We start from the raw sequence: 22904 nt of genomic DNA, 5'->3' as shown, positions 1-22904 counted from the left end.
AGGTCAGGTCAGGGTGCGGGGGCGGATGGCGTTCGCCCGGTCCACGAGCTGCACGCGCTCGTCGACCGTGCCCGCCAGCCGCGCCAGCGCGCGGTAGCACCGCTCGAGCCCCAGCCGCAGCTCACGCTCGTCCAGCGAGCACCCCAGCACCCGCACGCCCGGGGTGGGTTTGCCCTGCTTGATCCAGTCGTGCGCGGCTTCGAGCACCCCGGCGGACAGCCGCGTCTGGCGCTCGAGGTCCAGCCGCAGCCGCTCCAGCCGGGCTGACGCGTCCAGCAGGTCGTGCTCGGTCACCGGCGTCTCGCGGCCGTTCGCCTTGGTCGCCGTGGTCTTGATCCGGATGGCCGCGACCTGCGCGTCGACGTAGTGCGTCGAGGACGGCGGGACCGTCTCCAGCACCTCCACCGCGCTGTTGCGCGCGCCCTGCGCGAGGTACACGCGCGCGAGGCCGAACGCCGCGCTGACGTACGTGCGGTCGGTCCGCCAGACCAGCTCGTAGAACCGCGCGGCGGCGAAGTAGTCGCCGACGCCCTCGGCGCTGATCCCCAGCGCGAGCTTCGGCGCGATCTCGCCCGGCAGGTCGTCGTACACGGATTCGAACGCGACCTGCGCGACCCGCGACCGGCCGCCCGCCAGCTCGATCAGGCCGCGGTACCAGTCGATCCGCCAGTCGTGCGGGAAGCCGTTCTTGATCGCCAGGTACTGCCCGGCCTGCAGCTGCCGCTGCGCCTCGGCCAGCTCGCCCAGCTCGATCCGGGCGCGCACGATCCGCAGCCGCACCTCGATCGACTCGCGCGGCGCGCCGGCCAGCGCCTCGATGGCGCCACGCGGCTCGAGCGCGGTGGTCGTGGCGAGCACGCCCGCCGCCGGGTCGTCCGTGTCGACCTGCGGGATCGGCAGGCCGGCGACGACCTCGTCCGCGCCGGGCAGCGGCACGCTCCGGCCGGCCTCCGGCACCACCAGCTGCACGCCGAACGTCCGGCTCTCCGGGCCGAACACCGTCGACGCGCCGGGCCGCGGCTTGCCGGTGCCGAGCGCCATGATCTCGCGCAGCACGCCGGTCAGCTGGTCGCCCATCTCCTCGGCGGAGAGGAACCGCCGGTCCGGGTCGGCGTGCGTCGCGCGCCGCAGGAACCGGTAGTACGAACCGAAGAGCGCGAACAGCGGCACCGTGTCCGGGCCGGGCAGCGTCGTCTTGAACTTGCTGGTGTAGCCGGTGAACTCGAAGCTCAGCACCGCGAGCGTGCGCCCGACGGTGAACAGGTCCGACGCCACCGACGCGCCCTGCTTCGCCAGCTCCGGCGCGCTGTAGCCGGTGGTGAAGAACAGCGGGCTCTCGTAGTCGTCCATCCGCCGGACCGCGCCCAGGTCGATCAGCTTCAGCTGCTCGTTGGTCTGGATCACGTTGTCCGGCTTGAGGTCGCAGTAGAGCAGGTTCTGGCTGTGCAGGTACCCGAGCGCGGGCAGGATCTCCAGCCCGTACGCGATGACCTGGCCGATCGGCAGCGGTTCCGGACGGCGGCTCTCGCGGTGGTGCGCGAGCGCGAGCTGCCGCAGCGACTGGCCGCCGACGTACTCCATGACGATGTAGCCGACGGTCGTCCCGCTGTGGGCGTCCGGGTGCTGCACGAAGTTGTGGATCTTGACGATGTTCGGGTGCTCGACCTCGGCGAGGAACCGCTGCTCGTTGGCCGCGGCCGCCATCGCCGTCTGGTCACCGGTGTCGATCAGTCCTTTGAGGACGACCCAGCGGTCGCTGACGTTGTGGTCCTGCGCCAGGTAGATCCAGCCCAGGCCGCCGTAGGCGAGCGCGCCGAGGACCTCGTACTGGCCGCCGACGAGCTCGTTCGGCCGCAGCTTCGGCACGAACGAGAACGGCGTCCCGCAGTTCTCGCACTTTCCTTCCGCCGCACCGGGTTTCCCGTCCTTGCCCCGGCCGACCTTCGCACTGCACTTGCTGCAGAACCGCTTTTCCTCCGACACCATCGGGTTCGTCAGCACCGCGGACGCCGGGTCGCGCGAGGGGACCGCCGGCACCTCGACGAGCCCGGCGCCGAGGCGGCCGCGGCGGGAGCGGGACGTCCGGGACGACGTCCGCCTGCCGGTACCCGGGAACGCGCCGGAGCCGGAGCCCGAGCCGCTGCCGGTTCCCGAGCCGGTCCCGGTGCCGGTGTGCCGGCCTTCGCTGGTGCGTTCGGGCAGGACGCTTTCGGTGCCCGGGTCGGGCAGCGGCGTGTCCGGGCCGGCGTCCGGCCGCGGCGCCGGCGGCATGATGCTCTGCGTCTCCGGCGCCGGGGCGGCGAGCACGCTCGTCGGCTGCGGCGCGTTCGGGTCCGGGCGGATCGCCTGCGTCGGCTGGACCGGCGGCACGACGGGGTTCATGCTGCCCGGCGGGCGGGTCGGATCGTCCGCGCCCGGGATCGTCCCGCGCACGGACGTCGGCTGGCCGCGCGGCGGCGTCGGCGGACGGCGGACGGGCGCGCGGAAGACGTTCTCCTCGCGGCGGGGCGGCTCACCGTCGTCGAGGCGGCCCGAAATCGACGGCTCGGGCGTCTCCCACCGCACCGGGGGCGGCGGCTGCCAGCTCGGCGGCGCCACCTGCTGCTGCTCGTCGTCCGGTGCGGCGTGCCGAGGACGGCGCGGCTCCTCCGACACTGCTACCTCCCAGATCCCCGGCGACGTACGGAGATCGATCCTAGTCGCGACCGGTTCACTTGTACTGCGGCGACGGCGGCGACGCCGGGCCGAGCGAGGGCTCCACCCAGCGGCGGTAGCTGTTCTGCCACACATCGCTGCTGCGGATCTTGTCCAGCACGGCGTTGACGTACCTGACCATGTCCTCGTTGTCCTTCGGCACGCCGATGCCGTAGTTCTCCTCGGTGAACTGGTCGCCGACCACCTTCAGCGTCGGGTCCTGCGCGGCCATCCCGGCGAGGATCGTGTCGTCGGTCGAGACGGCGTCGACCTGGCCCTGCTGGAGCATCACCAGGCAGTCCGACCAGTTGTCCACCGAGATCGGCACCGGCTTCGACGGGTCCGTCGCGATCTTCGCCGCGGACGTCGACTTCTTCGCCGCGCACACCCGCTTGCCGGTGAGGTCGGCCAGCTTGGTCACCTTCGACTCCTTGGTGACCAGGATCCGCTGCCCCGCCTTGTAGTAGACGGACGAGAACTGGACGTTCTTCTTGCGTGAGCAGGTGATGCTGTAGGTCCGGACCACGATGTCGACCTGGTGTTCTTCCAGGACGTCCTCACGCTGCCCCGACGTGATCGCGCGGAACTGCACGCGCCCCTCCGGCGAGCCGAAGATCGACCGGGCGATCTCGTTGACCATGTCGATGTCGAAGCCCTCGAGGTTGCCCGTCGTGGGGTTGCGGAAGCCGAACAGGTAGGTCGTCTGGTCGACGCCGGCGATCAGCTTGCCGCGTTCCTTGATCTTCGCCATGGTCGAGCCGTCGGGAACATTGGTCCCGTTCGGCGCGAGGCTGACCAGGGGGTCGCAGCTGGTGTCGGTGGCGCCGCCGGCCGACGAGTCGGGGCCGCCGACGTGCGCGGGCTGCGGCCAGGCCGCGTTGCTCACCGGGGCCGGGTCGACCGGCTTGCCGGGGCTCCCGCAGGCCGCCAGCAGCAGCGCGGCGACCGCCAGCGCACCCGCCCGGACCGTGTTCCCCCGCCTGCTCACCGGTACTCCCTCAGTCGCTCCCGGATCCCCATGGTGACACCCGCCGCGGCGACCACGGCGAGCACGGCCAAGCCGGGCGCGAGCAGCGTCAGCGCGGCCTCGCCACCGTGGGTGTCGTCGAGGAACTCCTGCCTGCCGACGTCGATCGCCGCCTGGAGGCTGTCGTCGAGCCGCCGGAAGGCCGGAGCCGAGCCGTCGGTCTTGTCCTCGAGGACCGCGGCGTCGACGGCTTCCTGGTATGCCCCGGCGTTGTCCTGGTCGCGCACCTGCTTGTGCGCCTTCATCCAGTCTTGCGCGGCCTTCGTCGCGTCGGCGACCTTCGCGGCGCCGTCGCCGTCCTGGATCAGGCCGCGGGCTTCGGCGAGCAGGCCGCCCTGGCCGTCCGGGCCGACCAGCTGGGCCGCGTTGGTGCCGAAGTCCTTCTCGTAGGCCGCGCCGTCGCCGCGGGCGACCAGCGTCAGCGTTTCGTCGGCGCGGGCCTGCAGCGCGGCGATCCGGGCGCGGACGAGGACGTCGACGCGGTGCGAGCCGTCGTCCTGGCCGCTGCCGACCAGGCTGCCCTGCACGACCAGCGCGACCGCGCCCCACAGCAGCGACACGACGACGGCGGCCGTCGCGACGACGAGCCCGACGTTGAGCAGCCGGTTCGTACGCCGGGTCAGGTAGACCTGGGCGACGATCAGCGCGGCGAGCAACGCGAGCACGAGGATCGTGGCGAGCCACGGGAAGCCGGTGGCGCTGTCCTGCTCCTCGACCAGCCGCTCGGTGTCGACGCGGTAGAGGTCTTGGGCGGCCGGCAGGATCTTCGCGCGCATCAGCTCGGACGCCTCGCGCAGGTAGGAGGCGCCGACCGGGTAGCCGAGGCGGTTGTTCGCGCGGGCCGTCTCGACGAGCCCCGTGTAGACCGGCAGCGACTGGTTGAGGACGTCGACCGGACCGGCCGCGCCGGCGACGTCGGAGGAGTCGGAAGCGGCCTTCGCGAGTGCGGCGCCGGCTTCGGCGATGTCACGCTCGTAGCGCGAGCGAAGTTCGGGCGGCTCGGTGCCGATCGACAGGAACGCGCTCGCCGCGGTCGCGTCGGCGTCCGAGAGCGACTTGTAGACCTGCTGCGCCGCGGCGGCGAGCGGCTCGCGGTGGTCGATGACGCCGGTGATCGTGTCGTCGCGGTCCTGCACCGACAGCGTCGCGGCCAGCCCGGCGACGAGGGCCAGCAGCACCAGCCCGACGGCGATCACCGTGAGCCGGCCCGGCGTGGTCGCGGCGGACCGGATGATCGCGCGCACCGCCTGGCCCGGCAGGTCCAGCAGGCCGAGGAGGCCACTGCGCCCCCCGGCGCGGTCGCGGCCGTCCGGTGGCGGCGGCGGTGGGGGTCCCGGCGCGGGCGCCGTGGGACCCGGGGCCGTCGCAGTGCTGGTCATCCCCGATTCCTCCCCGTGCCTTCCGGGGCTTCACCCCAGGCCGGGGGCTTCGCCACCCGGACCCCCGAAAAGCTGCTGTTTAGCCGTACCCCGAGAAGGTAGCCGAGTCGCCGTCCGCGCGGGCACGGGCACCGCCCGCTGTCACCAGCACGTGATCTCGGGCGTGCCGGTCAGTGCCGGATTACGGCGAGTACGCGCCAGTAGCCGTCTTCTGGTCCCGATTCCAGCGTGCCACCGGCGAGAGCCAGGCGCTCCCGCATGCCCGCCAAGCCGAAACCTTCACTCGTCCGAGTGAATTCGCCGAGCTTGTTGCGGACGTCGAGCCGGACGGCGCCGGGCTCGTGCTCCAGCCGCACCCGGACGTCCTCGCCGGGCGCGTGCTTGCCCGCGTTCGTCAGGGCTTCCCGCGCGACGCCCACCAGCGCGACGACCGCCGCCGACGGCAGCGGCCGGGCCTCGCCGGCGGTCTCGAACCCGACGTCGACACCGTGGTTGCCGGCGTGCTCGGCGGCCACCGCGGCCAGCGCCCCCGCCAGCGGCGGGACGTCCCGGCGGAGTGCGGCGACGGCGTTGCGCGCTTCGGCCAGCCCGTCGGCGGCCAGGCGCCGCGACCGGCGAACCGACCGCAGTGCACCGTCCACATCGGACCGTTCGGTGAGCAGCGCCTCGGCGAGCTCGAGCTGGACTCCCAGCGCTCCCAACGAATGCGCCAGGACATCGTGGATCTCGCGGGCGATGCGCGTGCGTTCGTCGAGGGCGGCGGCGCGCGCGTGCTCGGCCTGCGCGAGCCGGGTCTGTTCGAGCAGGGCCCCGGACTGGATGGCCTGGACCTCGTACTGGCGGCGGTTGAGCCCGACCAGCACGAGCATCAGCATCACGGCGGCGTCGGCGAGCGCCGCGCCGAGCGAGTGCCCGGCGACCAGGTGCGCCGTCACCGCGAGCGCGACGTCGAGCAGGCCGGTCCCGAGGATCACGCCGACGCTCACCGTGGTGAGCGCCGCGAGCCGGCCGAGCGGGATGACGGACAGCAGGATCGCCGACGAGTCCCCGGCCCGGCCCACGAGGGCCGCCGGCAGCACGCTGGCCGCGGCGAGCAGGGCGGCCGCGGTCTTCGGCAGCCGGGACGCGAACCCGACGAACCCGAGCCAGCAGGCGCTCGCGACGCCGTAGGCGGCCCAGATCCGCGCGTCCGGCTCGCGCGCGGTCACCAGCGTCGCCGCGACGAACAGGGTGCCGAGGACCTGCACCACGAGCCAGCTCGGCGCGATGGTGTCGGGCAGCAGCGGACGTTTCGGCACGTCCCCCATCCTGCCCGGCGGGATCAGCCCCGGATGGCGGGGGCGAGCGAGTGCGGCAGCACCTCTTCGGGGCTCGGCGGGCGCCGGACCAGCACTTCGACGTCGTCGGCGAAGCGGTACGGCTTCGCGCCGAGGATGCCGCCGAAGTGGCGGCGCAGCCGGGACATCTCGGCGCGGACGGTGACCGTGCGGCCCGCGTCGCCGAACAGGTCGGACGACAGCTCGGACGCCGACCGGCCGCCGCGGTGGCTGGCCAGCACGTACAGCATCTCGGCGTGGCGCGGGCTGAGCCGGTGCGTCCAGGTCCCGGCCGCGCCGGCCACGGTCAGCTCGGGTTCGCGCGGCGACCGGACGTCGAGGACGACGCGGGTCGGCGGGGCGGCGTCGTTGTCGGCGGGGCGGATCAGCCAGCCGCCGGGCACGGGCTCGACCGCGCAGTGGCCGTACGCCGGCAACCAGACCCCGCCGGGCGCGAGGTTCGCGGGCAGCGCGATCCGGTCGACCGGCGCGAGCCCGGCGGCCGCGGCGACCCAGCCGTGTTCGTCGGCGACGACGGCCTGCCCGCCGACCTTCGCGAGCACCGGGACGGCGAAGCCGCGCAGCCGTTCCAGCTCGGTGAGGTGGGTGGTGCGCAGCTGGGACTCCGCGAGCCGCGTCACGGCGTCGACCAGCGCCAACGTCGTCGCGTGGACGGTCGAGGCCGGCCCGGAGAGGTCGACGACGCCGAGCAGCCTGCCGTCGCGCGGGTCGTGCAGCGGCGCGGCGGCGCACGTCCAGGAGTGGTGCGCGCGGACGTAGTGCTCGGCGGCGTACATCTGGACCGGGCGGCGCGTGACCAGCGCGGTGCCGATCGCGTTGGTGCCGACGGATTCTTCCTGCCAGTCCACGCCTTCGACGAACCCGAGCCCGTCGGCGCGGCGGCTGACCGCGGCGCTGCCGTCACGCCAGAGGACGTGTCCCCCGGCGTCGACGATCACCATGATGTGCGCGGCCTGCTCGGCCAGGCTGATCAAGCCGCCGCGCAACGTCGGCAGTGCCTCGGCCATCCCGCTCGTGCGGCGGCGCGCTTCCAGCTGTTCGACGCTCAGGACGGGCGCGGCGGACCGGCTGTCGGGGTCGATGCCGAGCCGGCGCATCCGCTGCCAGGACGCGTCGATGACCGGCCGCGGCCGGCTGGGCAGCGCCTTTCCGGCCAGGGCCGCTTCGTGCACCTGCGCGAGGACACGAGCGTGCCGCCGGGGGTCCGCCCCGGCAGGCAACGCTGCCTCGAGGTCTCGCTGCCCCAACCGCCGCTCCTTGCGCTCCGCCTCCTCAGTCTGCCTTTTCGGTCCGCTGATCGGAAGGTGGCGACAATCTCGCCGAAGGACTCTTCGCCGGCGAGGGAGATGCCGGCGAAGAGCCCTTCAGCGTCCTCCGGCGGGGCCAAGAGCCACCGGAGGGCGGGCGGGTCAGCCCGTGATCGCGGTGAGCACGGCTCCCGGGACTTCGAGGTGGACCAGGTGCCCGGCGTTTTCGACGTAGACGTCGGCGTTTCCCGGCGGCAGGACAGCGTCCTGGCCAGCCCAGATCGTCGTGGTCGGTACGTCCACTTCGGATAGCAGTGGAGCTGCGTCGATGGCCTGCGCGTCGCCGTCGAGAAGCGTGTCCAGCAGGGTGCCGCCGACCGGCACCTCCTCGCCGGCCGCGGCGATCACCCGCCGCATCCGGCCGCGCTCCGTCGAAAGGCCCCACTCGGGCATCGTGACCGGCTGGATCATCGCCGGTACTCCACGACCGCCTTCGCCGCGTTGAGGACCTTCTGCGCGTCCGGGATGTAGAGGTCCTCGAGCGCGTCGGAGAACGGGACGGGCGTGTGCGGCGGCGTCACCATCTCGATCGGGGCCCGCAGCGAGCCGAACCCCTCCTTCGCGACGAGCGCGGAGATGTCCGTGGCGAGGTTGCAGCGCGGCGAGGCCTCGTCGACGACGACCAGGCGTCCGGTGTTCCCGACGCTTTCGAGGATCGTTTCGGTGTCGAGCGGGCTGGTGGTGCGCGGGTCGATGATCTCGGCTTCGATCTCGCTGGCGGCCAGTTCTTTCGCCGCTTCTTCGGCCACGGCGACCATGCGGCCGATCGCGACGATGGTGACGTCACCGCCGTCGCGCACGACGTTCGCCTCGCCGAACGGGATCGCGTAGCTGTCCTCCGGGACGTCGCCGCTGGTGTCGTAGAGGGCCTTGTGCTCGCAGAAGATCACCGGGTCGTCGTCGCGGATGGCCTGGATGAGCAGGCCCTTCGCCTCGTACGGGTTCGACGGCACGACGACCTTCAGGCCCGGGATGTGCGTGAAGATCGGGTAGAGGCACTGGGAATGCTGCGCGGCGGCCCGCAGGCCGGCGCCGTACATCGTGCGGATCACCACCGGCGTCCGCGCGTTGCCGCCGAACATGTACCGGAACTTGGCCGCCTGGTTGAAGATCTGGTCGAAGCAGACACCCATGAAGTCGATGAACACCAGTTCCGCGACCGGTCGCTGCCCGCGCGTCGCGGCGCCGATCGCCGCGCCGACGAAAGCGGACTCGGAGATCGGCGTGTCGAGCACGCGGCCGGGGAACTTGTGGAACAGGCCTTTCGTGACGCCGACGACGCCACCCCAGGCGTCGTCGCCGGCGCCGCCCGCGTTGTCCTCACCCATGACGATGACCGACTCGTCGCGTTCCATCTCCTGGGTGAGCGCCTCGTTGATCGCCTCGCGGTAGCTGATCGTCCTGGCCATGACGCGCGCTCCTTAGTACGACACGTAGACGTCGGTCTCGAGGTCTTCCTTCGTGGGTTTCGGCGCGGCCTTCGCCTCGGAGACGGCGGCTTCGATGAGCTTCGCGACTTCGGCGTCGATGTCGTCGAGGACCGGTCCGGGCAGCTCGCCGCTGTCGGTGACGCGTTCCCGGAACCGCTTGAGGCAGTCGAGGTTCTCGCGGGCGTCGGCGGCTTCGCCGGCCCGGTAGGTCTGCTGGACGCCCTCGAAGTGCCCGAAGTAGCGGGTGAACTTGACCTCGATGAGCGTCGGGCCACCGCCGCCGCGAGCGCGTTCGACGGCTTCCCCCGCGGCTTCGTGGACGGCGAAGAAGTCGAACCCGTCGACGATCACGCCCGGCATGCCGAACCCGGCGGCGCGGTCGGCGATGGTGTCGGAGGCGACGGACCAGGTGCTGGAGGTGGCTTCGGCGTAGCCGTTGTCCTCGGCGATGAAGAGGGCGGGCAGGTCCCAGACCGACGCGAGGTTCAGCGCCTCCAGCGTCGTCCCCCGGTTGCCGGCGCCGTCGCCGAAGAAGGCGACGCCGACACCGCCGGTGTTCTGCTGTTTCGCGGCGAGGGCGGTGCCGCAGATGAGCGGCGGGCCGCCGCCGACGATGCCGTTGGCGCCGAGCATGCCCTTCGAGAGGTCGGCGATGTGCATCGAGCCGCCCTTACCGCGACAGGATCCTGTCTTGCGGCCGTAGATCTCGGCCATCATGGCTTTGACGTCGACGCCCTTGGCGATGCAGTGGCCGTGGCCGCGGTGGGTGCTGGCGATGGCGTCACGGTCGTCGAGGTGGGCGCAGACCCCTGCGGCGGAGGCCTCTTCACCGGCGTAGAGGTGCACGAACCCGGGGATTTCGCCCGTCGCGAACTCGTCGTGCACCCGCTCTTCGAACGCTCGGATGGTGCGCATCACGCGATACGCCTCCCGCAGGGTGTCCGTCATCTTCGACGCTCCTTCCCCAGTTCGGTTTCCGTGCGCAACAGCCCTTTCCGTGCCGCTTCCGCCATCGCCGCCCGGACGTCCAAGACCCACGGCCCGTCCGGTTTGAGCTCGACGAACGCGCTTTCGCCGGTCTTCAGTTCGAGTTCGCGCTCCCCGTCGAGCGCGATGACGCCACCCGACGCGGCGAGCTCGACGCGCATCCCGGGTTCGAGCACACCCCACCCCCGCACCCCGACGGGCCGCACGAGCCCGGGCGCGATGGGCGCGTGCACGACGTACGGCGTCTCGTCGACCGGCCCGAGCTGCAGCGCGACGCCGTCCGGGCTCGACCGCGGGCTCGGGCAGAGCTGCCCGGGCACACTCGACATGCCGATGCCGTCGGGTTCGGCGAAGGTGCAGTAGAGCTCGGTGAGCGAGGCCGGATCCCAGAGCGCCCGCGCCCCGATGTGCCGGCTGGTCGAGACACAGACGTCCACGAGCGCGATCTCCCGGCGAGCCTTGGTGACGACTTCGAGAACGCTGACGCGGTGCGTGACGAGATCGGGGTCGATCTGCCCGGAGGCGATCAGCCCGGCGGCCAGCCCGGCGACAGTCGCCTCCCGCATCTGCGGAAAGGCGTTGTTGGTGCCGGTGGAGAGGGCGAGGATGGGAACGTCTTCGCAGGCAGCGGCGGCAACGCGAGCGGTGCCATCCCCACCGAGCACGACGATGACCCCGGCCCCGGCCTCGACCATCCGCCGCACGGCGTTGGTCGTATCGGCGGCGGTGCCGGTGATGGGATCGTCGGCACAGAAGTCGACGGTGGGCCAGGTCCCACCCCGCCCGAGCGCCTTGAGAACCGCGGCGGAGATGCCCCCGAGGTCAGTGGAGACCAGCGCCCGATCAAGCCCGGTCACAGCGAAGGCGGCCAGCAGGCGCTGGACCATGTTCGCCTTTTCCGCGGTGGGGAACACCGAAGCCTGCGCGACCAGCCGGCGGATGTCCCGCCCCGAAGCCGGATTCGCGACGATCCCCGCCACCGTCTCGCCCAACCTGACCTCCCTGTCACGGCCCAACCGCGGCACCGGAGCACAAGCAGACTCCGTAGCCGCCCGAAAGGGAAGGGTTGCAGGCCGTTGCAGTATTCACAGGGACGGTCACGCGCGGTCGAGGAAGTCGGATCGAGCGGCCGTGCAGGGCCGGCCGCGCGCAGGTCAGGCGGGATCGAGCGGCCGCGCAGGGCCGGCCGCGCGCAGGTCAAGCGGGATCGAGCGGCCGCGCCAGGCTCGCCGGCGGCGCGCGCGGCGCCGGCTGAATCGAGCGGCCGCGCAGTCCTCGCAGTCGCTGCGCATTGCCGAACCGAGCGGGCGCGCCGACCGCACCACGCGCTGCGGGCCGGATCGGGCGTGCGTGCCCGGCCGCTACCGGACTGAGCCGGAGGTCACACCGGCGCCGATCTCCAGTGGACTGTCCAACTTGGAGATCAATCCGGCGGAGAAGAACGAACCGGGGTCGACCCCGGGCGAAGAACTACGGGACCAGGCTCGCCGTGCCCTCATAGGAGAAACCGGCCTCATCGACCGCCGCTCGCACGTCGTCCTCGGCCAACGGACCGTCGGCGCGCACGATCACCCGGCCGGTCGCGACGTCGACGTCCACTTCGGTCACTCCCGGCAGGCCGGTGAGTTCTTCGGTGACCGACTGGGCGCAGTGTCCGCAGCTCATCCCGGAGACGGTGTAACCGTGCTCGATCATGGTGCGCAGCATACGAAAAGGGCCGCCACCCCGAACGGGTGACGGCCCTTTCCCAAGATCAAAGTCAGATCACGGTGACCGACGTGGCCTGCGGGCCCTTCTGGCCCTGGCCGATCTCGAACTCGACGCGAGCGTTCTCTTCGAGGCTCTTGAAGCCGTTACCCTGGATCTCGCTGTAGTGAACGAAGACGTCGCCGCCACCGTTGTCGGGGGTGATGAAGCCGAACCCCTTCTCGGAGTTGAACCACTTCACAGTGCCCTGAGTCATCAAAATCTCCATATGCAACCACAAAACAGGAAGCCACTTCGGCGCCCCGGGTCAACACGGGGACGGTTTGCTTCCTCGGCGAGGAGACACTACGCCCGCTGAAATCTGCGAGCGTGACTCAACACGAACACAAAAATCGAGACCATGAGCAGTAAAGCACACCTTGAGCAGGGCGGACAAGCTGTCGTCACCCGGACAGGGTGAGCTATTCGCCACTCGCCGGCCGCAACCCTTCCGCGCTGAACGGCGACCGCCAGGTCGTGTCGCGCTCGGCGGCGACCACGGCGTCGTCGTGGGCCTCGGCGCTGGCGCTGAACAGCACCGGTACGACGCCGGAGGACTTCCGCGCTGCTTCGGATGCGTGCTGGTGATCGGTCACGTCGAAACTCCCCTCGTTCCCTGCCCGCTTCGGCGCGGGTCATGACCGTGATGGTGCCATGCGGCACCGACAGAAACCGGTTGTTTCCCGCCGGGACCCGGCCGGGAAGGTTCAGCGGCGAACCACCACCGGAACAACGCCAGATTACCTGAGCCGCCGCCGTGCTACCACACAACTTCCCCGGCGTTTTCCGAAGCGAAACCCGCGCAAACCCTTACTGGGCGGGCGGTTGCGGACGGGCTTGCCCGAGCAGGGCGGAAAGCCGCACGTCCGGGGTCACGACGTCCGGGTCGGTCCGCACGTCGATGACGCACGGTCGCTGCCGCACCAGCGCACTGGCGATGATCGGCTCGAGTTCCTCGCGATCGTCCACCGTGTACCCGGCCGCGCCGAGTCCACGCGCCCAAGACGCGAAATCCGTCAGCGGGATGGACACCCCGGACAGCCTGCCGTGCGTGCGGGCCTGGTGCATGGCCAGCGCGCCGTGAACGCCGTTCTGGAAGACGACGACCATCACCGGCGCCCGGTACCGCACGGCCGTTTCGATCTCCTGTCCGGTCATCAGCGTCCCGGCGTCGCCGACCATGGCCACGACGGTCCGCCGCGGCTCGGCCAGCTTCGCCGCGACCGCGGCCGGCACGGCGTAGCCCATCGCGGCGTTGCTCGGGCCGAGCTGGCTGCGCGGCGCGGTGAAGCACCAGTACCGGTGCATGAACTGCGCGAAGTTGCCGGCGTCGCTGGTCACGATGGTGTCCTCGGGCGCCAGCTTCCGCAGCGCGCGGACGACGTCGACCGGGTGCACCCGGGTGTTCCCGCTCGTGTCGGGCGGGGTCATGAAGGTGTGGACGGCCGCGTTCGCCGCCGAAGCCCGCCGCGTCCGCGGCGACGCCACCTCGCGCAGCTCCCGCAGGAACGGCTCGACCTCGGAGTCGACGCGGAACGTCAGCCCGCGCCGCCGCGAGCTGACGTCGATGCCGGTGCCGACCAGGATCAGCGTCTGCTGGGCCGTCGGGTAGCGGTAGGCCTGGGTGGTGACCTCGTCGAGCTGGGTCCCGAGCGCGAGCACCAGATCGGCCCGTTCCAGGGCGTCCAGCTGCCGCGCCGGGATGCCGAGCCCGAGGTGGCCGGCGTAGCGAGCGTGGTTCTCCGGGAAGGCGTCCTGCCGCCGGAAGGCGTTGTAGACGGGCAGCGCGAGCTCGTCGGCGACCGCGATCAGCTCGTCGCGCGCCGACCGGGCCCGCCCGCCGACGATGACCACGGGGTACTTCGCCTCGTCCACCAGTTGCGCCACGGCATCCGCCGAACGGCCCAGCGTCCCGGAAGCCGGTGGCCGGACCCGGGCCATCGGCTTCGCCGCGTCGTAGGGCATCCCCCAGACATCACAGGGCACGCCGAGCACGACCGGCCCCGGCCGGCCCTCCTGCGACGTCGTCAGCGCGTGCGCGAGCAGGCTGGGCAAGCTGTCCGGATCGGTGACCCGCAGTGTCGACTTGGCGATCGACTCGAACATCGCCGTCAGGTCCGACGTCGGCAGCTCCCCGGACGACGACGGCACCGGTTCGCTCGCCGGCGTCTCCAGCAGCACGACCATCGGGGTCTCGTCCTGGTACGCCGTCTGGACGCCGATCGCCAGGCTCGCCGCGCTCGGCCCCCGGCTGGCGAGCAGCACCGCGGGCCGCTCGGTGAGCTTGCCCTCCGCCTCCGCCATGAACGCCGCGCCCGCGTCGTGGCGCGCCGAGACCAGCGTGATCTCCCGCTCGCGCTGCAGCGCGTCGAGCAGTTCCAGGAAAGACTCGCCGACCACCGCGTACACGCGGCGGACCCGCGCCTCGGTCAGGATCCGCACGGCCGTCTGGGCGACGGTCGCTCCCAGTTGGTATCTAATGAGGAGAGCTTAGGCGGGCACCGTTCAGTGCAGTCAAGTGATCTTCGCCGAAACCCGGTAAGGATGGACTGAATGTCCGCTTTGACCGACTGCTAGCCGATCAAGGGAGCGAGGACCGCAGTCTTGACCGTGACCGAACATGAAACCGTTTTTACTTATGGCGCACCGGCGTTGAAGTACGGCACCGGCGCCAGCGACGAGATCGGCTACGACCTGACCCAGTACGGCGCGCACCGCGTGCTCGTCGTGACGGATCCGCAGGTCGCCGCCACCGGCTGGCCACGCCGCATCGCCGACGGGATCGCGGGCTACGGCATCGAAGCCGAGGTCTTCGACGGCGTACACGTCGAGCCCACCGATGTCAGCATGCAGAAGGCGGTTGACTTCGCTCGCGGAACCGGTCCGTACGACGCCTTCGTCGCCGTCGGCGGCGGGTCCGCCATCGACACCGCCAAGGCGGCGAACCTGCTCACCAGCAACGACGGCGAGCTGATGGACTACGTCAACGCCCCGGTCGGCGGCGGCCGCGCGCCGGACCGCCCGCTGAAGCCGCTGGTCGCCGTTCCCACGACCACCGGCACCGGCTCGGAAAGCACCACGGTCTGCGTGCTCGACGTGCTGTCCCTGCGCGTCAAGAGCGGGATCAGCCACTTGCGGCTGCGCCCGACCCTCGCCGTCGTCGACCCCCGGCTCACCGTCAGCCAGCCGGCCGGCGTGACCGCCGCCAGCGGCATGGACATCCTCTGCCACGCCGCCGAGAGCTACACCGCGAAGCCGTACACCGAGTTCGAGCGCAAGCGCCCGGAACAGCGCGTGCCGTACTGCGGCTCGAACCCGCTGGCCGACATGTTCGCCGAGCAGTCGCTGCGGCTGCTGTCCTGGGCCCTCCCGGCCGCCGTGCGCGACGGCGACAACCTCAAAGCGCGCGAAGCCATGGCCTTGGCCGCGACGTTCGCCGGGCTCGGCTTCGGCAACGCCGGCGTGCACATCCCCCACGCCAACGCGTACCCGATCGCCGGCCAGGTCAGGGATTTCCACCCGGACGGCTACCCGGGCGAAGAACCCATGGTGCCGCACGGCATGGCCGTGTCACTGACCGCGCCCGCAGCGTTCCGCTTCACCTTCGGCGCGGCGCCGGACCGCCACCTGCGCGTCGCGCGCCTCCTGGCGCCCGACTTCGAGTGGCCCGGCGACTTCGCCGACCACCTGCCCGCGGTGCTGATCGACCTGATGCGGCAGATCGGCATCCCGGACGGCATCGGTGCCGTCGGTTACGCGGAGTCCGATGTGGACTCGCTGGTCGAGGGAACGCTGAAGCAGCAACGACTGCTGGCCACCGCACCCCGTGAGGCGTCCGAGGAGGACCTGGCCGGCATCCTGCGCGAGTCGGTGTCACTGTGGTGAATGAATACCCGCACTGGCAGACGGTTCCGTTGCGCTGGAAGGACAACGACGTCTACGGGCACGTCAACAACGTGGTGCACTACTCGCTGATGGACACCGTGATCAACACGTGGCTGATCGAGCAGGGTGGCCTCGACATCGAAGCCGGGGAGGTGATCGGGCTGTGCGTCGAGTCGCACTGCGGGTACCACTCATCGGTTTCCTTTCCTGGAGCGTTGCGGATCGGTTTGCGCGTGGCGCACCTCGGGAAGTCCAGCGTGCGCTACGAGATCGGCATGTACGCCGCCGACGAGTCCCTGGTCGCGGAAGGGCACTTCGTGCACGTCTTCGTGGACCGCGAGTCCCGCCGGCCGACACCACTCGCCGGCAAGCTGCGTGAGGCATTGGAAGCACTGCAACCCGGATGACGTCGACCGCCGGCGGTTCACCTCCTCTCTGACGGTGCCGGTTCCGGGCCGGGTTCTTCCCGCGCTTCCGATCATGCACGACGGCACCGACAGAACCGGCCCGGCAGCGCGAGTTGTCCACAGGGGGCCCGAAGATCGGCGAGTTGTCCACAGATTCGCCGACGGGGCTTCCGCGGGCCGCCGACGGCGATAATCTGGAACAGCGGGTCGAGCTAGTCCACAGTGGATAGGTGGTCAGCTCGCCCGTGTGGTCCGGGAAACCGGGTGCCGGCGCACCACACCGGCGCCGCCCGGCACCGCGTCGCCCGCCGGCGACGGGACTTCGGTGGCTGCTCCCCCGGCCACCGGCGCCCACGCCTGCATCAGCTCGGCGTACCGGGCTGATCGCGCGAGCAGCTCGGTGTGGCTGCCCAGGGCGGCCTCCCGGCCGTCCATGACCAGCACCCGATGCGCGCGCAGGGCGGACGACAACCGGTGCGCGATCACCACGAGAACACCGTCCCGCGCGGCGAAGGCCCGCTCCGCGCGGGCTTCCGACGACGGGTCCAGATGGGAGGTGGCTTCATCGAGGATCACCACACGCGCTGAAGTCGCGTACACCCGCGCGAGAGCCAGCTGCTGTGCTTCACCCGCGGAGACACCTTCGCCGCCGTGGCCGATCGTGCAGTCCAGCCCGCCGAGCCGGCGGAGCAGGTCGTCGGCGCCGACGGCCGCCGCCGCGGCAAGCAAAGCGGCGTCGGAGGCGCCGGGGGTGAACAGGGCGAGGTTGTCCCGGACCGTGCCGGCGAAGACGTAGGCCTCCTGGGGGATCAGCGCCACCAGCTCGTGCCGGAGCGCCGGGGGTACGTCCCGCACCGGCACCCCGCCGAGCAGTACGGAGCCCTCCTGCGGCGTGAGCAGGCCGGTCACCAGCCCGGCCAGCGTCGACTTGCCGATCCCGCTCGGGCCGACCACGGCCAGGTGGTCACCCGGCCGGAGGTCGAGGTCCAGGTGGCGCAGGATCGGTTCGGCCGCGGCGCCCCAGCCGAAGGTCAGACCGCGCAGCCGGACGTCCGAGCCGCGCGGCCGGGCGTCGCCGTCGTGGACCGCCGGCAGCTGGGCGGTCTCGGCCAGCCGGCGCAAGGCCACGAGGAGGCGGAGGACGACCGTGCTGGCGGTGGCGGCCAGGCCGCGCACCGCGGGCTGCATCGTGGTGGCGAGGTAGACGAGCGCCCCCAGCGCCGCGCCGGCGGTGAGCTCGCCGCGCGCGACCATGCCCGGCGCCAGCAGCAGGGCCAGGAGGAGCGGCACGAACGCGCCGACGGAGATCACCAGCGACCGGAGCGCGCCCGACCGCGCCACCCGGACCGCGGCGGTGGCCTGGGCGTCCACGGCGTCGTACACGGCCAGTGCGGCGATCGGTTCGCCACCGCAGGCGACGACGTCGCGCAGGCCGGACAGCGACGCTCCGGCGGTCGCCGCGAGGTGTTCCTCGGCGATGGCCGCGGCGCGCTGACGGCGGGCCAACGAGGGCAGCAGGCACGCGAACGCGGTCACCGCGAGGACGACCGGGATGGCGACCGGCACGACCAGGCCACCCGCCACGGTCATGAGTCCGGCGAGCGCGCCGATCGTCGTCACGAGCATGCCGCGCGCCTGGACGAGCAGGCCACCGGTGGCGTCGCGGACGACTTCGACGTGCTGGGTGATGCGGGCGACGCCGCTGGCGTCGGGGCGGTTGCGGGGTGGCGACTCGTCGTGGAGCACGCCGCGGACCACCGCGGTCACCAGCTCGTCGCGCAGGGGCTCGACGACCTGGCCGAGCTGGTGCCACACGAGGCGCGAACCCAGCGCGCCGAGCAGGGCGGCGAGGCCGAACAGGCCGAGCCACGCCAGCCCGGTCGCGGGCCGCCCGGCGGCGAACCCGCGGTCGACGGCGAGCTCGACCAGGCGTCCCGAGAAGAATGCGGGCAGGCCTTCGAGGGCCGAGCACAGGAGCAGGACCAAGCCGCCACGCCACTGGCCGGCGAGCGTCGCCCAGTACAGCCGCCGCAGGCTCACGCGCTGTCCTCGGTGAAGACCGCCCGGTAGCCCGGCTCCCGCCACAGCGCCGGGTGGGGGGCCACCGCCCGGATGCGGCCGTCCTCGAGCCAGACGACGAGGTCGGCCCGGGCGGCCGTGCTCACGCGGTGGGTGATGACGACCCGGGTGCGGCCGGGCAGCGCGGTCGCCATCGCCCGCTCGACCGCCGCCTCGGTGATCGTGTCGAGGCTGGCCGTGGCGTCGTCGAAGATGAGCACGCGCGGGTTGTGGACGATCGCGCGGGCGAGCCCCAGCCGTTGCGCCTCGCCGCCGGACAGCGGGGTTTCGGCCAGTGGCGTGCGGTAGCCGTTCGGCAGCCGGATGACGACGTCGTCCACCTGCGCGGTCCGGCAGGCGGCGCGCACGGCGGCGTCGCCCGCCCAGGAGCCGTAGCCGACGGCGTCCGCCACGGTCGTGCCCAGCAGCGCCGGGCGCTCGAACGCGTACCCGACGACCGCGCGCAGCTCCTCCGGGCGCAGCCGGTCGAGTGGCCGGCCGTCGAGCAGGACGCTGCCCTCGTCGGGTGGCACCAGCCCGCCGAGCAGGCCGGCCAGCGCCGACTTCCCCGAGCCGGAGCGGCCGACGACGGCGGCGAACGTCCCGCCCGCCACCGTCAGATCGATGTTCTCGAGGGCACCGGCCACCCGGGCGTGCCGGACGACGAGAGTGCCGTCGCCCGGCAGCAGGCCGAGCCGGCCCGGTTCGGGCACGGGCAGGTCGAGGACCTCGGTCAGGCGTTCGGCGCAGGACCGCGCCTTCGAAACGGCCGTGAGCAGCGGGATCTGGGAGACGAGCCGCATCCCGAGAGCGACGTAACCGAGCGCGGCGAGGACGTCGCCGATGCTGAGCCGGCCTGCCTGCACCCCGAATCCCGCCGCCACCAGCACGGCGAGCTCGACGGCGGGGAAGAGCAGGGCGGCGCGCCAGACCATCCGCGCCTGGGTGCGCCACATACCGCGGCCCGCCCGGCTGAGCCGGGGCAACGGCTGCAGCACCCGGGCGGCCTCGCGGTCCGCGATGCCCGACGCCGCGATCGTGCGCAGGCCGGCGACCGCGTCGAGCATGCGGGCCGCCAGCTCACCCGCGACGCGCTGGTAGGTGAGGACGTCATCGGCGGTGTGGCGGAGGTGGGACCGGGCGATGAGCAGCGCGAACGGGACGCTGACGAGGAAGACGACCGCGAGCCGCCAGTCGAGCAGCGCGAGCAGCACGACCGAGCCGGTGGCGATCAAGAGGATCGCGACGAGCTGGACCACCAGCGTGCCGATCGCGCCGGCGCCGGTGCAGTCGCCGCTGAGCCGGCTGATCGCGTCGCCCTCGGCGAACGGTGAACGCACACCCAGTGCGAAGAGCCGGCCGGAGAGCTTCCGCCGCAGCCAAGCCGTGGCGGCGCTGACCAACCGGACGGTGAGCAGGCTGCCGGCGATGTCGGCCGCGATCTCGGCCGCGCCGACGATGAGGAGCCAGAGGACCGCGCGCAGGACCGGCCGGCCGGAGACGGCCGCGTCGACGGCGGCGGCGAGCGCACCCGGCAGCACCAGTGCGGCCGCGGTGGCGACGAGCGCGGTGATGCCCAGAGCGCAGAGACGGCCTCGGTCCAGCCGCAGCGTCGCGAGGAGCAGCCGATCCGCGGGCGCCGTCATCTCACTCCTTCGAACGAGTTCCCCGATCGAGGTGCGGGGGCGCAGAATGAAGGTGCGGGAGCGGCGCACTTGGCCTGTGCCGCTCCCGCACCTTGCTCACCCGACTACGGGCAGGCGATCACGCTGAGGGTGCTGTTGTGGCAGTTGGCCAGCAGGCTCAGGTTCGACTGGCCGCCGCCACCGCCACCGCCACCCTCGTGACCGTCGAGGGCCTCCAGCGACTGCAGCTCCAGAACGAGTTCCATGATTTTCCCTTCTGTTTTCTTCTTCCGCCCGGTCAGCGACCGGAGGTGTGGGGGGACGGCGTTCCGTCGAGGAAGGGCAGCAACGCCCTGCCGTCCAGTACCGCGGCGAGGCCGAGCAGGATGCCCGCGCCGCCGGTGGTGACGTCCATCGACAACCGCAGGAGCAGGTTGCCGGGGAACGCGAGGCCGTCCTTGTACGGCACGGCGTGCCAGGACAGCCGGGACAAGTGCATGTCGACCGCGGCGCGGACGGCCTCGTCCGGGTCCGGGTCCATGGCCAGCGCGGCCAGCAGGCCCGTCCGGCCGAAGCACAGCCCGGGGAAGACGACGAACTCGCCGCGGCAGGCTTCGCGCAGTCCGGGACGGCTCTTCAGCACCTCGGCGTCCGGCCGGTGCCGGGCGAGCTGCTCGGCGACCATCAGGATCCCGGCGCTGCCGACGCCGACGTAGGGCAACGTCCGGCTTTCGCCGTCGCGGACCTGCAGCGACCCGTCGTCGGTGGTGACGCACTCTTCGAGATCGCGCAGCAGTGCCTGGTCGGCCAGGGACAGCCACAGCTCTTCGTGCGTCTGCTCGTACAGGCGGACGAACAGCAGTGCGGGCCCGGACCAGCCGTTGAGCAGCCCGGCGCGGCCGGCCTTGCCCGGCGGCGTCGCGGTGTCCAGCGCTTCGGCCAGGCGGACCGCGGTGGCGAGCGCCTGCCTGCCGAACTCGTTGTCGCCGCGCCGCGCCGCGAAGTGCAGCTGCGTGAGCGCGATGCCGGACAGCCCGCCTTCCAACGCGTGGTCGGTGGTTTGCGCGACCAGTTGCGCCGACGAGGCCAGCAGCCGGTTCGCGGCGTCGTGGTGCCCGAAGTTCTCCAGCACGTACGCGATGCCGTGCGTGCCGTCGAAGAACCCGGGACGCGGCGGCGGCTCGCGGCGGACCGAGTCGAGCAGCCATCGCTCGTACTCGGGGAACCGGCCCGCGCTGGCCACGTCCAGGGCGTGCAGGACACCCGCCGCGCCGTTCCCGAAGCACGCGCCGCCCACCCGGAACTGGTCGATGTCCCCGGGGAACAGCCGGTCGGTCCGGTGCGGCGTCGCGGACGCCAGGATGGCCGCGGTGACCTGCTTGCGCACCAGCGCCCAGTCCGGCCGCGCGGTGTCCAGCTCGGTGGTGGTGATCGCCGGACTCGCCGGCTCCGTGCGCGGAGCGAGTCCGGCGACGATCGCGTCGGCGTACCCCTCGGGGACGTCGAACGTGCGCTGCACGAAGTCGGCGTAACCGCGCAGCTTCGCCGGTGACAGCTCGAGCAGCGTGGTGAGCGGCAGGAAGAACCACAGCCGGAACGCGGCGAGGGCGTAGTCGTCGACCTCGAGGCCGGACCGGTCGGCCGGCGCGCGGAAGCCCGGCGCGCCCAGCGCGGGACGGGTGCCGCCGTCGGCGTCCGCCGCCAGCTCGAAGTCGATCAGCGAAAGCTCGTCGGTGTCCGGGTCGATCAGGACGTTCTGCGGGTGCAGGTCCCCGAAGACGATCCCGCGCTCGTGCACGGCGGCGAGGATCCGCTCGAGCTTGCCGAGCAGGCCGAGGGCGCGCTCGGTGTAGGCGGTCACGTCGCCTTCGGTGCGGTTGCGGCGCGTCAGCGGGTAGTTCAGCGCGAGCCAGCCGCCGAGCGGCGTGCCCGGCATGTGCTCCATCGCCAGGTAGTGGTGCTCCCAGACGGTGAACCGCTCGAACGTCCGCGGGATGCCGGGGATGCCGCTCAGCCGCTCGAGGACCTCGTGTTCGCGGCGCAGGCGCTCGACCGCGTCGGTGCGCGTCCGGTCGAGGCCGGCGTGCGGGCGGGCCTCCTTGAGGACGACCTCCTCGCCGTCGCTCTTGCGGGTGGCCAGGTAGACGCCGCCGCCGTTGGAGAAGTGCAGCGAGCTCGTCACCCGGTAGGGGAACTGCGCCGGGTCGCCGGCTTTTCGCGCGGCGATACTGCTGGTCAGGCACGCCGGGACCTTCACCCAGTCGGGCACGGAGAACCGGGGTTCCCGATTATCGGGTACGAGCGTTCCGTCCGGTTTGCTGATGGCCAGGACGCGCGTGCCACCGTGCTCCACCCACCGCTCCGCGAATCCGCCGTAACGGACATAGAGGGGGCCGTCGCCGTATCTGAGGTCACTCAGGATATAAGCGCCCTGTTCGCCTTCGAGCCGGACAGCCAGATCTTCGAGAACACGCCCCAGCTCGTCTTCGTCAGCCGGGTAAATGGTGATGAGCTTGGCGCTGCCGTCACGGGGGGCGTATTTCGAATTGCGGGCGAGCAGGATCATCAGCGAGCGGAGGTGCTTGTAGGAGATCCGGTGCTCGACACAGTACTCGTGCACCTGCACGAGCACGCGCCGGGCATTCTCCAGGCCGGCCGAGACGTGGATTTTCCAGCCTTGACCGGGAAGTTCTCGCCCTTCGGGGCGCAGAGCCCGCCAGACACCACGGTCGGCGGTGGTCCAGCCGGTGGCCGGCGCCGTCAGCGCCTGGGCGAAATCGTCAGCCTGCGCACCGATTTCCTGTTGTTCGTCGTAGAACAACGGGTCGGCGAAGCAAAATGCTTCGTAGCGCAGATCCATCGAAGATACCCCTCCGTGCGTTCCCCCAGGCCGTCGCGGCTCCGGGACAAGGAATATTCCCCCATGCCGGACGGCCTCGCGCCTATCCGCCAACCCGGGGGTTCAACTGGGCTATCCGAGGTAGGCAAAAAGGGCACATACCCGCCAGTACCCGAACCCAGC

19 protein-coding genes are annotated in these 22904 nt (G+C 71.9%); 2 read left to right on the top strand and 17 right to left on the bottom strand.

Annotation, left to right across the window (positions count from 1 at the left end; genetic code table 11):
• Positions 1–3: 3 nt before the first annotated feature.
• The 13 genes from QSK39_RS34625 to QSK39_RS34565 form a co-directional block, all read right to left on the bottom strand.
• Positions 4–2655 (bottom strand): tetratricopeptide repeat protein, encoded by a 2652-nt coding sequence (locus tag QSK39_RS34625; protein WP_285482079.1) that lies wholly within the window; start codon positions 2653–2655, stop codon positions 4–6.
• A 55-nt stretch (positions 2656–2710) separates the two neighbouring features.
• Positions 2711–3682: a glutamate ABC transporter substrate-binding protein gene (locus QSK39_RS34620; protein WP_285482078.1), complete on the bottom strand. Its 972-nt coding sequence runs from the start codon at positions 3680–3682 to the stop codon at positions 2711–2713.
• A complete protein-coding gene (locus QSK39_RS34615; protein WP_285482077.1) occupies positions 3679–5100 on the bottom strand; it encodes a GlnX family signal transduction membrane protein in 1422 nt (473 codons plus the stop codon). Before QSK39_RS34615 ends, QSK39_RS34620 begins: the two co-directional genes overlap by 4 nt.
• 170 nt (positions 5101–5270) lie before the next feature.
• Positions 5271–6398: a sensor histidine kinase gene (locus QSK39_RS34610; RefSeq protein WP_502873333.1), complete on the bottom strand. Its 1128-nt coding sequence runs from the start codon at positions 6396–6398 to the stop codon at positions 5271–5273.
• Between the two features lie 23 nt (positions 6399–6421).
• The gene (locus tag QSK39_RS34605; protein ID WP_285482075.1) at positions 6422–7684 is read right to left on the bottom strand and encodes a helix-turn-helix domain-containing protein; all 1263 of its coding nucleotides are present in this window, start codon (positions 7682–7684) and stop codon (positions 6422–6424) included.
• Between the two features lie 162 nt (positions 7685–7846).
• A complete protein-coding gene (locus tag QSK39_RS34600; RefSeq protein WP_285482074.1) occupies positions 7847–8155 on the bottom strand; it encodes a hypothetical protein in 309 nt (102 codons plus the stop codon).
• Positions 8152–9153, bottom strand: coding sequence for an alpha-ketoacid dehydrogenase subunit beta (locus QSK39_RS34595; protein WP_285482073.1), 1002 nt, complete (start codon positions 9151–9153; stop codon positions 8152–8154). Before QSK39_RS34595 ends, QSK39_RS34600 begins: the two co-directional genes overlap by 4 nt.
• 12 nt (positions 9154–9165) lie before the next feature.
• On the bottom strand, positions 9166–10122 hold the full coding sequence (locus tag QSK39_RS34590; RefSeq protein WP_285482072.1) for a thiamine pyrophosphate-dependent dehydrogenase E1 component subunit alpha: 957 nt from the start codon (positions 10120–10122) through the stop codon (positions 9166–9168).
• Entirely contained in the window at positions 10119–11153 is a 1035-nt protein-coding gene (locus QSK39_RS34585; protein ID WP_285482071.1) for an ATP-NAD kinase family protein, read from the bottom strand. The genes QSK39_RS34590 and QSK39_RS34585 overlap by 4 nt, the downstream gene beginning before the upstream one ends.
• Positions 11154–11631: 478 nt before the next feature.
• Positions 11632–11856: a heavy-metal-associated domain-containing protein gene (locus tag QSK39_RS34580; protein WP_284744579.1), complete on the bottom strand. Its 225-nt coding sequence runs from the start codon at positions 11854–11856 to the stop codon at positions 11632–11634.
• A gap of 64 nt (positions 11857–11920) precedes the next feature.
• Positions 11921–12124: a cold-shock protein gene (locus QSK39_RS34575; protein ID WP_013222289.1), complete on the bottom strand. Its 204-nt coding sequence runs from the start codon at positions 12122–12124 to the stop codon at positions 11921–11923.
• 205 nt (positions 12125–12329) lie between these two features.
• Entirely contained in the window at positions 12330–12503 is a 174-nt protein-coding gene (locus QSK39_RS34570; protein ID WP_285482070.1) for a hypothetical protein, read from the bottom strand.
• Between the two features lie 214 nt (positions 12504–12717).
• Positions 12718–14376 (bottom strand): thiamine pyrophosphate-binding protein, encoded by a 1659-nt coding sequence (locus QSK39_RS34565; RefSeq protein WP_285482838.1) that lies wholly within the window; start codon positions 14374–14376, stop codon positions 12718–12720.
• Positions 14377–14511: 135 nt separating this feature from the next.
• Here QSK39_RS34565 and QSK39_RS34560 point away from each other — a divergent pair, with 135 nt between their 5' ends.
• Both QSK39_RS34560 and QSK39_RS34555 read left to right on the top strand, forming a co-directional pair.
• On the top strand, positions 14512–15792 hold the full coding sequence (locus QSK39_RS34560; RefSeq protein WP_285482069.1) for a hydroxyacid-oxoacid transhydrogenase: 1281 nt from the start codon (positions 14512–14514) through the stop codon (positions 15790–15792).
• Positions 15786–16199 carry an acyl-CoA thioesterase gene (locus QSK39_RS34555; protein ID WP_285482068.1) on the top strand — a complete coding sequence of 138 codons (414 nt, stop codon included), beginning with the start codon at positions 15786–15788 and terminating at the stop codon, positions 16197–16199. Before QSK39_RS34560 ends, QSK39_RS34555 begins: the two co-directional genes overlap by 7 nt.
• Positions 16200–16433: 234 nt before the next feature.
• Here QSK39_RS34555 and QSK39_RS34550 read toward each other — a convergent pair whose 3' ends face one another.
• From QSK39_RS34550 to lanKC, 4 genes are all read right to left on the bottom strand, one after another.
• A complete protein-coding gene (locus tag QSK39_RS34550) occupies positions 16434–18239 on the bottom strand; it encodes an ATP-binding cassette domain-containing protein (protein ID WP_285482067.1) in 1806 nt (601 codons plus the stop codon).
• Positions 18236–19903 carry an ABC transporter ATP-binding protein gene (locus QSK39_RS34545; RefSeq protein WP_285482066.1) on the bottom strand — a complete coding sequence of 556 codons (1668 nt, stop codon included), beginning with the start codon at positions 19901–19903 and terminating at the stop codon, positions 18236–18238. Before QSK39_RS34545 ends, QSK39_RS34550 begins: the two co-directional genes overlap by 4 nt.
• Before the next feature lie 104 nt (positions 19904–20007).
• Positions 20008–20148, bottom strand: coding sequence for a SapB/AmfS family lanthipeptide (locus tag QSK39_RS34540; protein WP_285482065.1), 141 nt, complete (start codon positions 20146–20148; stop codon positions 20008–20010).
• A 32-nt stretch (positions 20149–20180) separates the two neighbouring features.
• On the bottom strand, positions 20181–22742 hold the full coding sequence (gene lanKC / locus QSK39_RS34535) for a class III lanthionine synthetase LanKC (RefSeq protein ID WP_285482064.1): 2562 nt from the start codon (positions 22740–22742) through the stop codon (positions 20181–20183).
• Positions 22743–22904: the final 162 nt, after the last annotated feature.

Origin of the sequence: Amycolatopsis sp. NBRC 101858, from assembly GCF_030269325.1 — a bacterium.
In the GTDB taxonomy this organism is placed as follows: Bacteria; Actinomycetota; Actinomycetes; order Mycobacteriales; family Pseudonocardiaceae; genus Amycolatopsis; species Amycolatopsis ponsaeliensis.
Note: the sequence above shows the minus strand (reverse complement) of the source record. Positions and strands in the feature narration are given on the sequence as shown.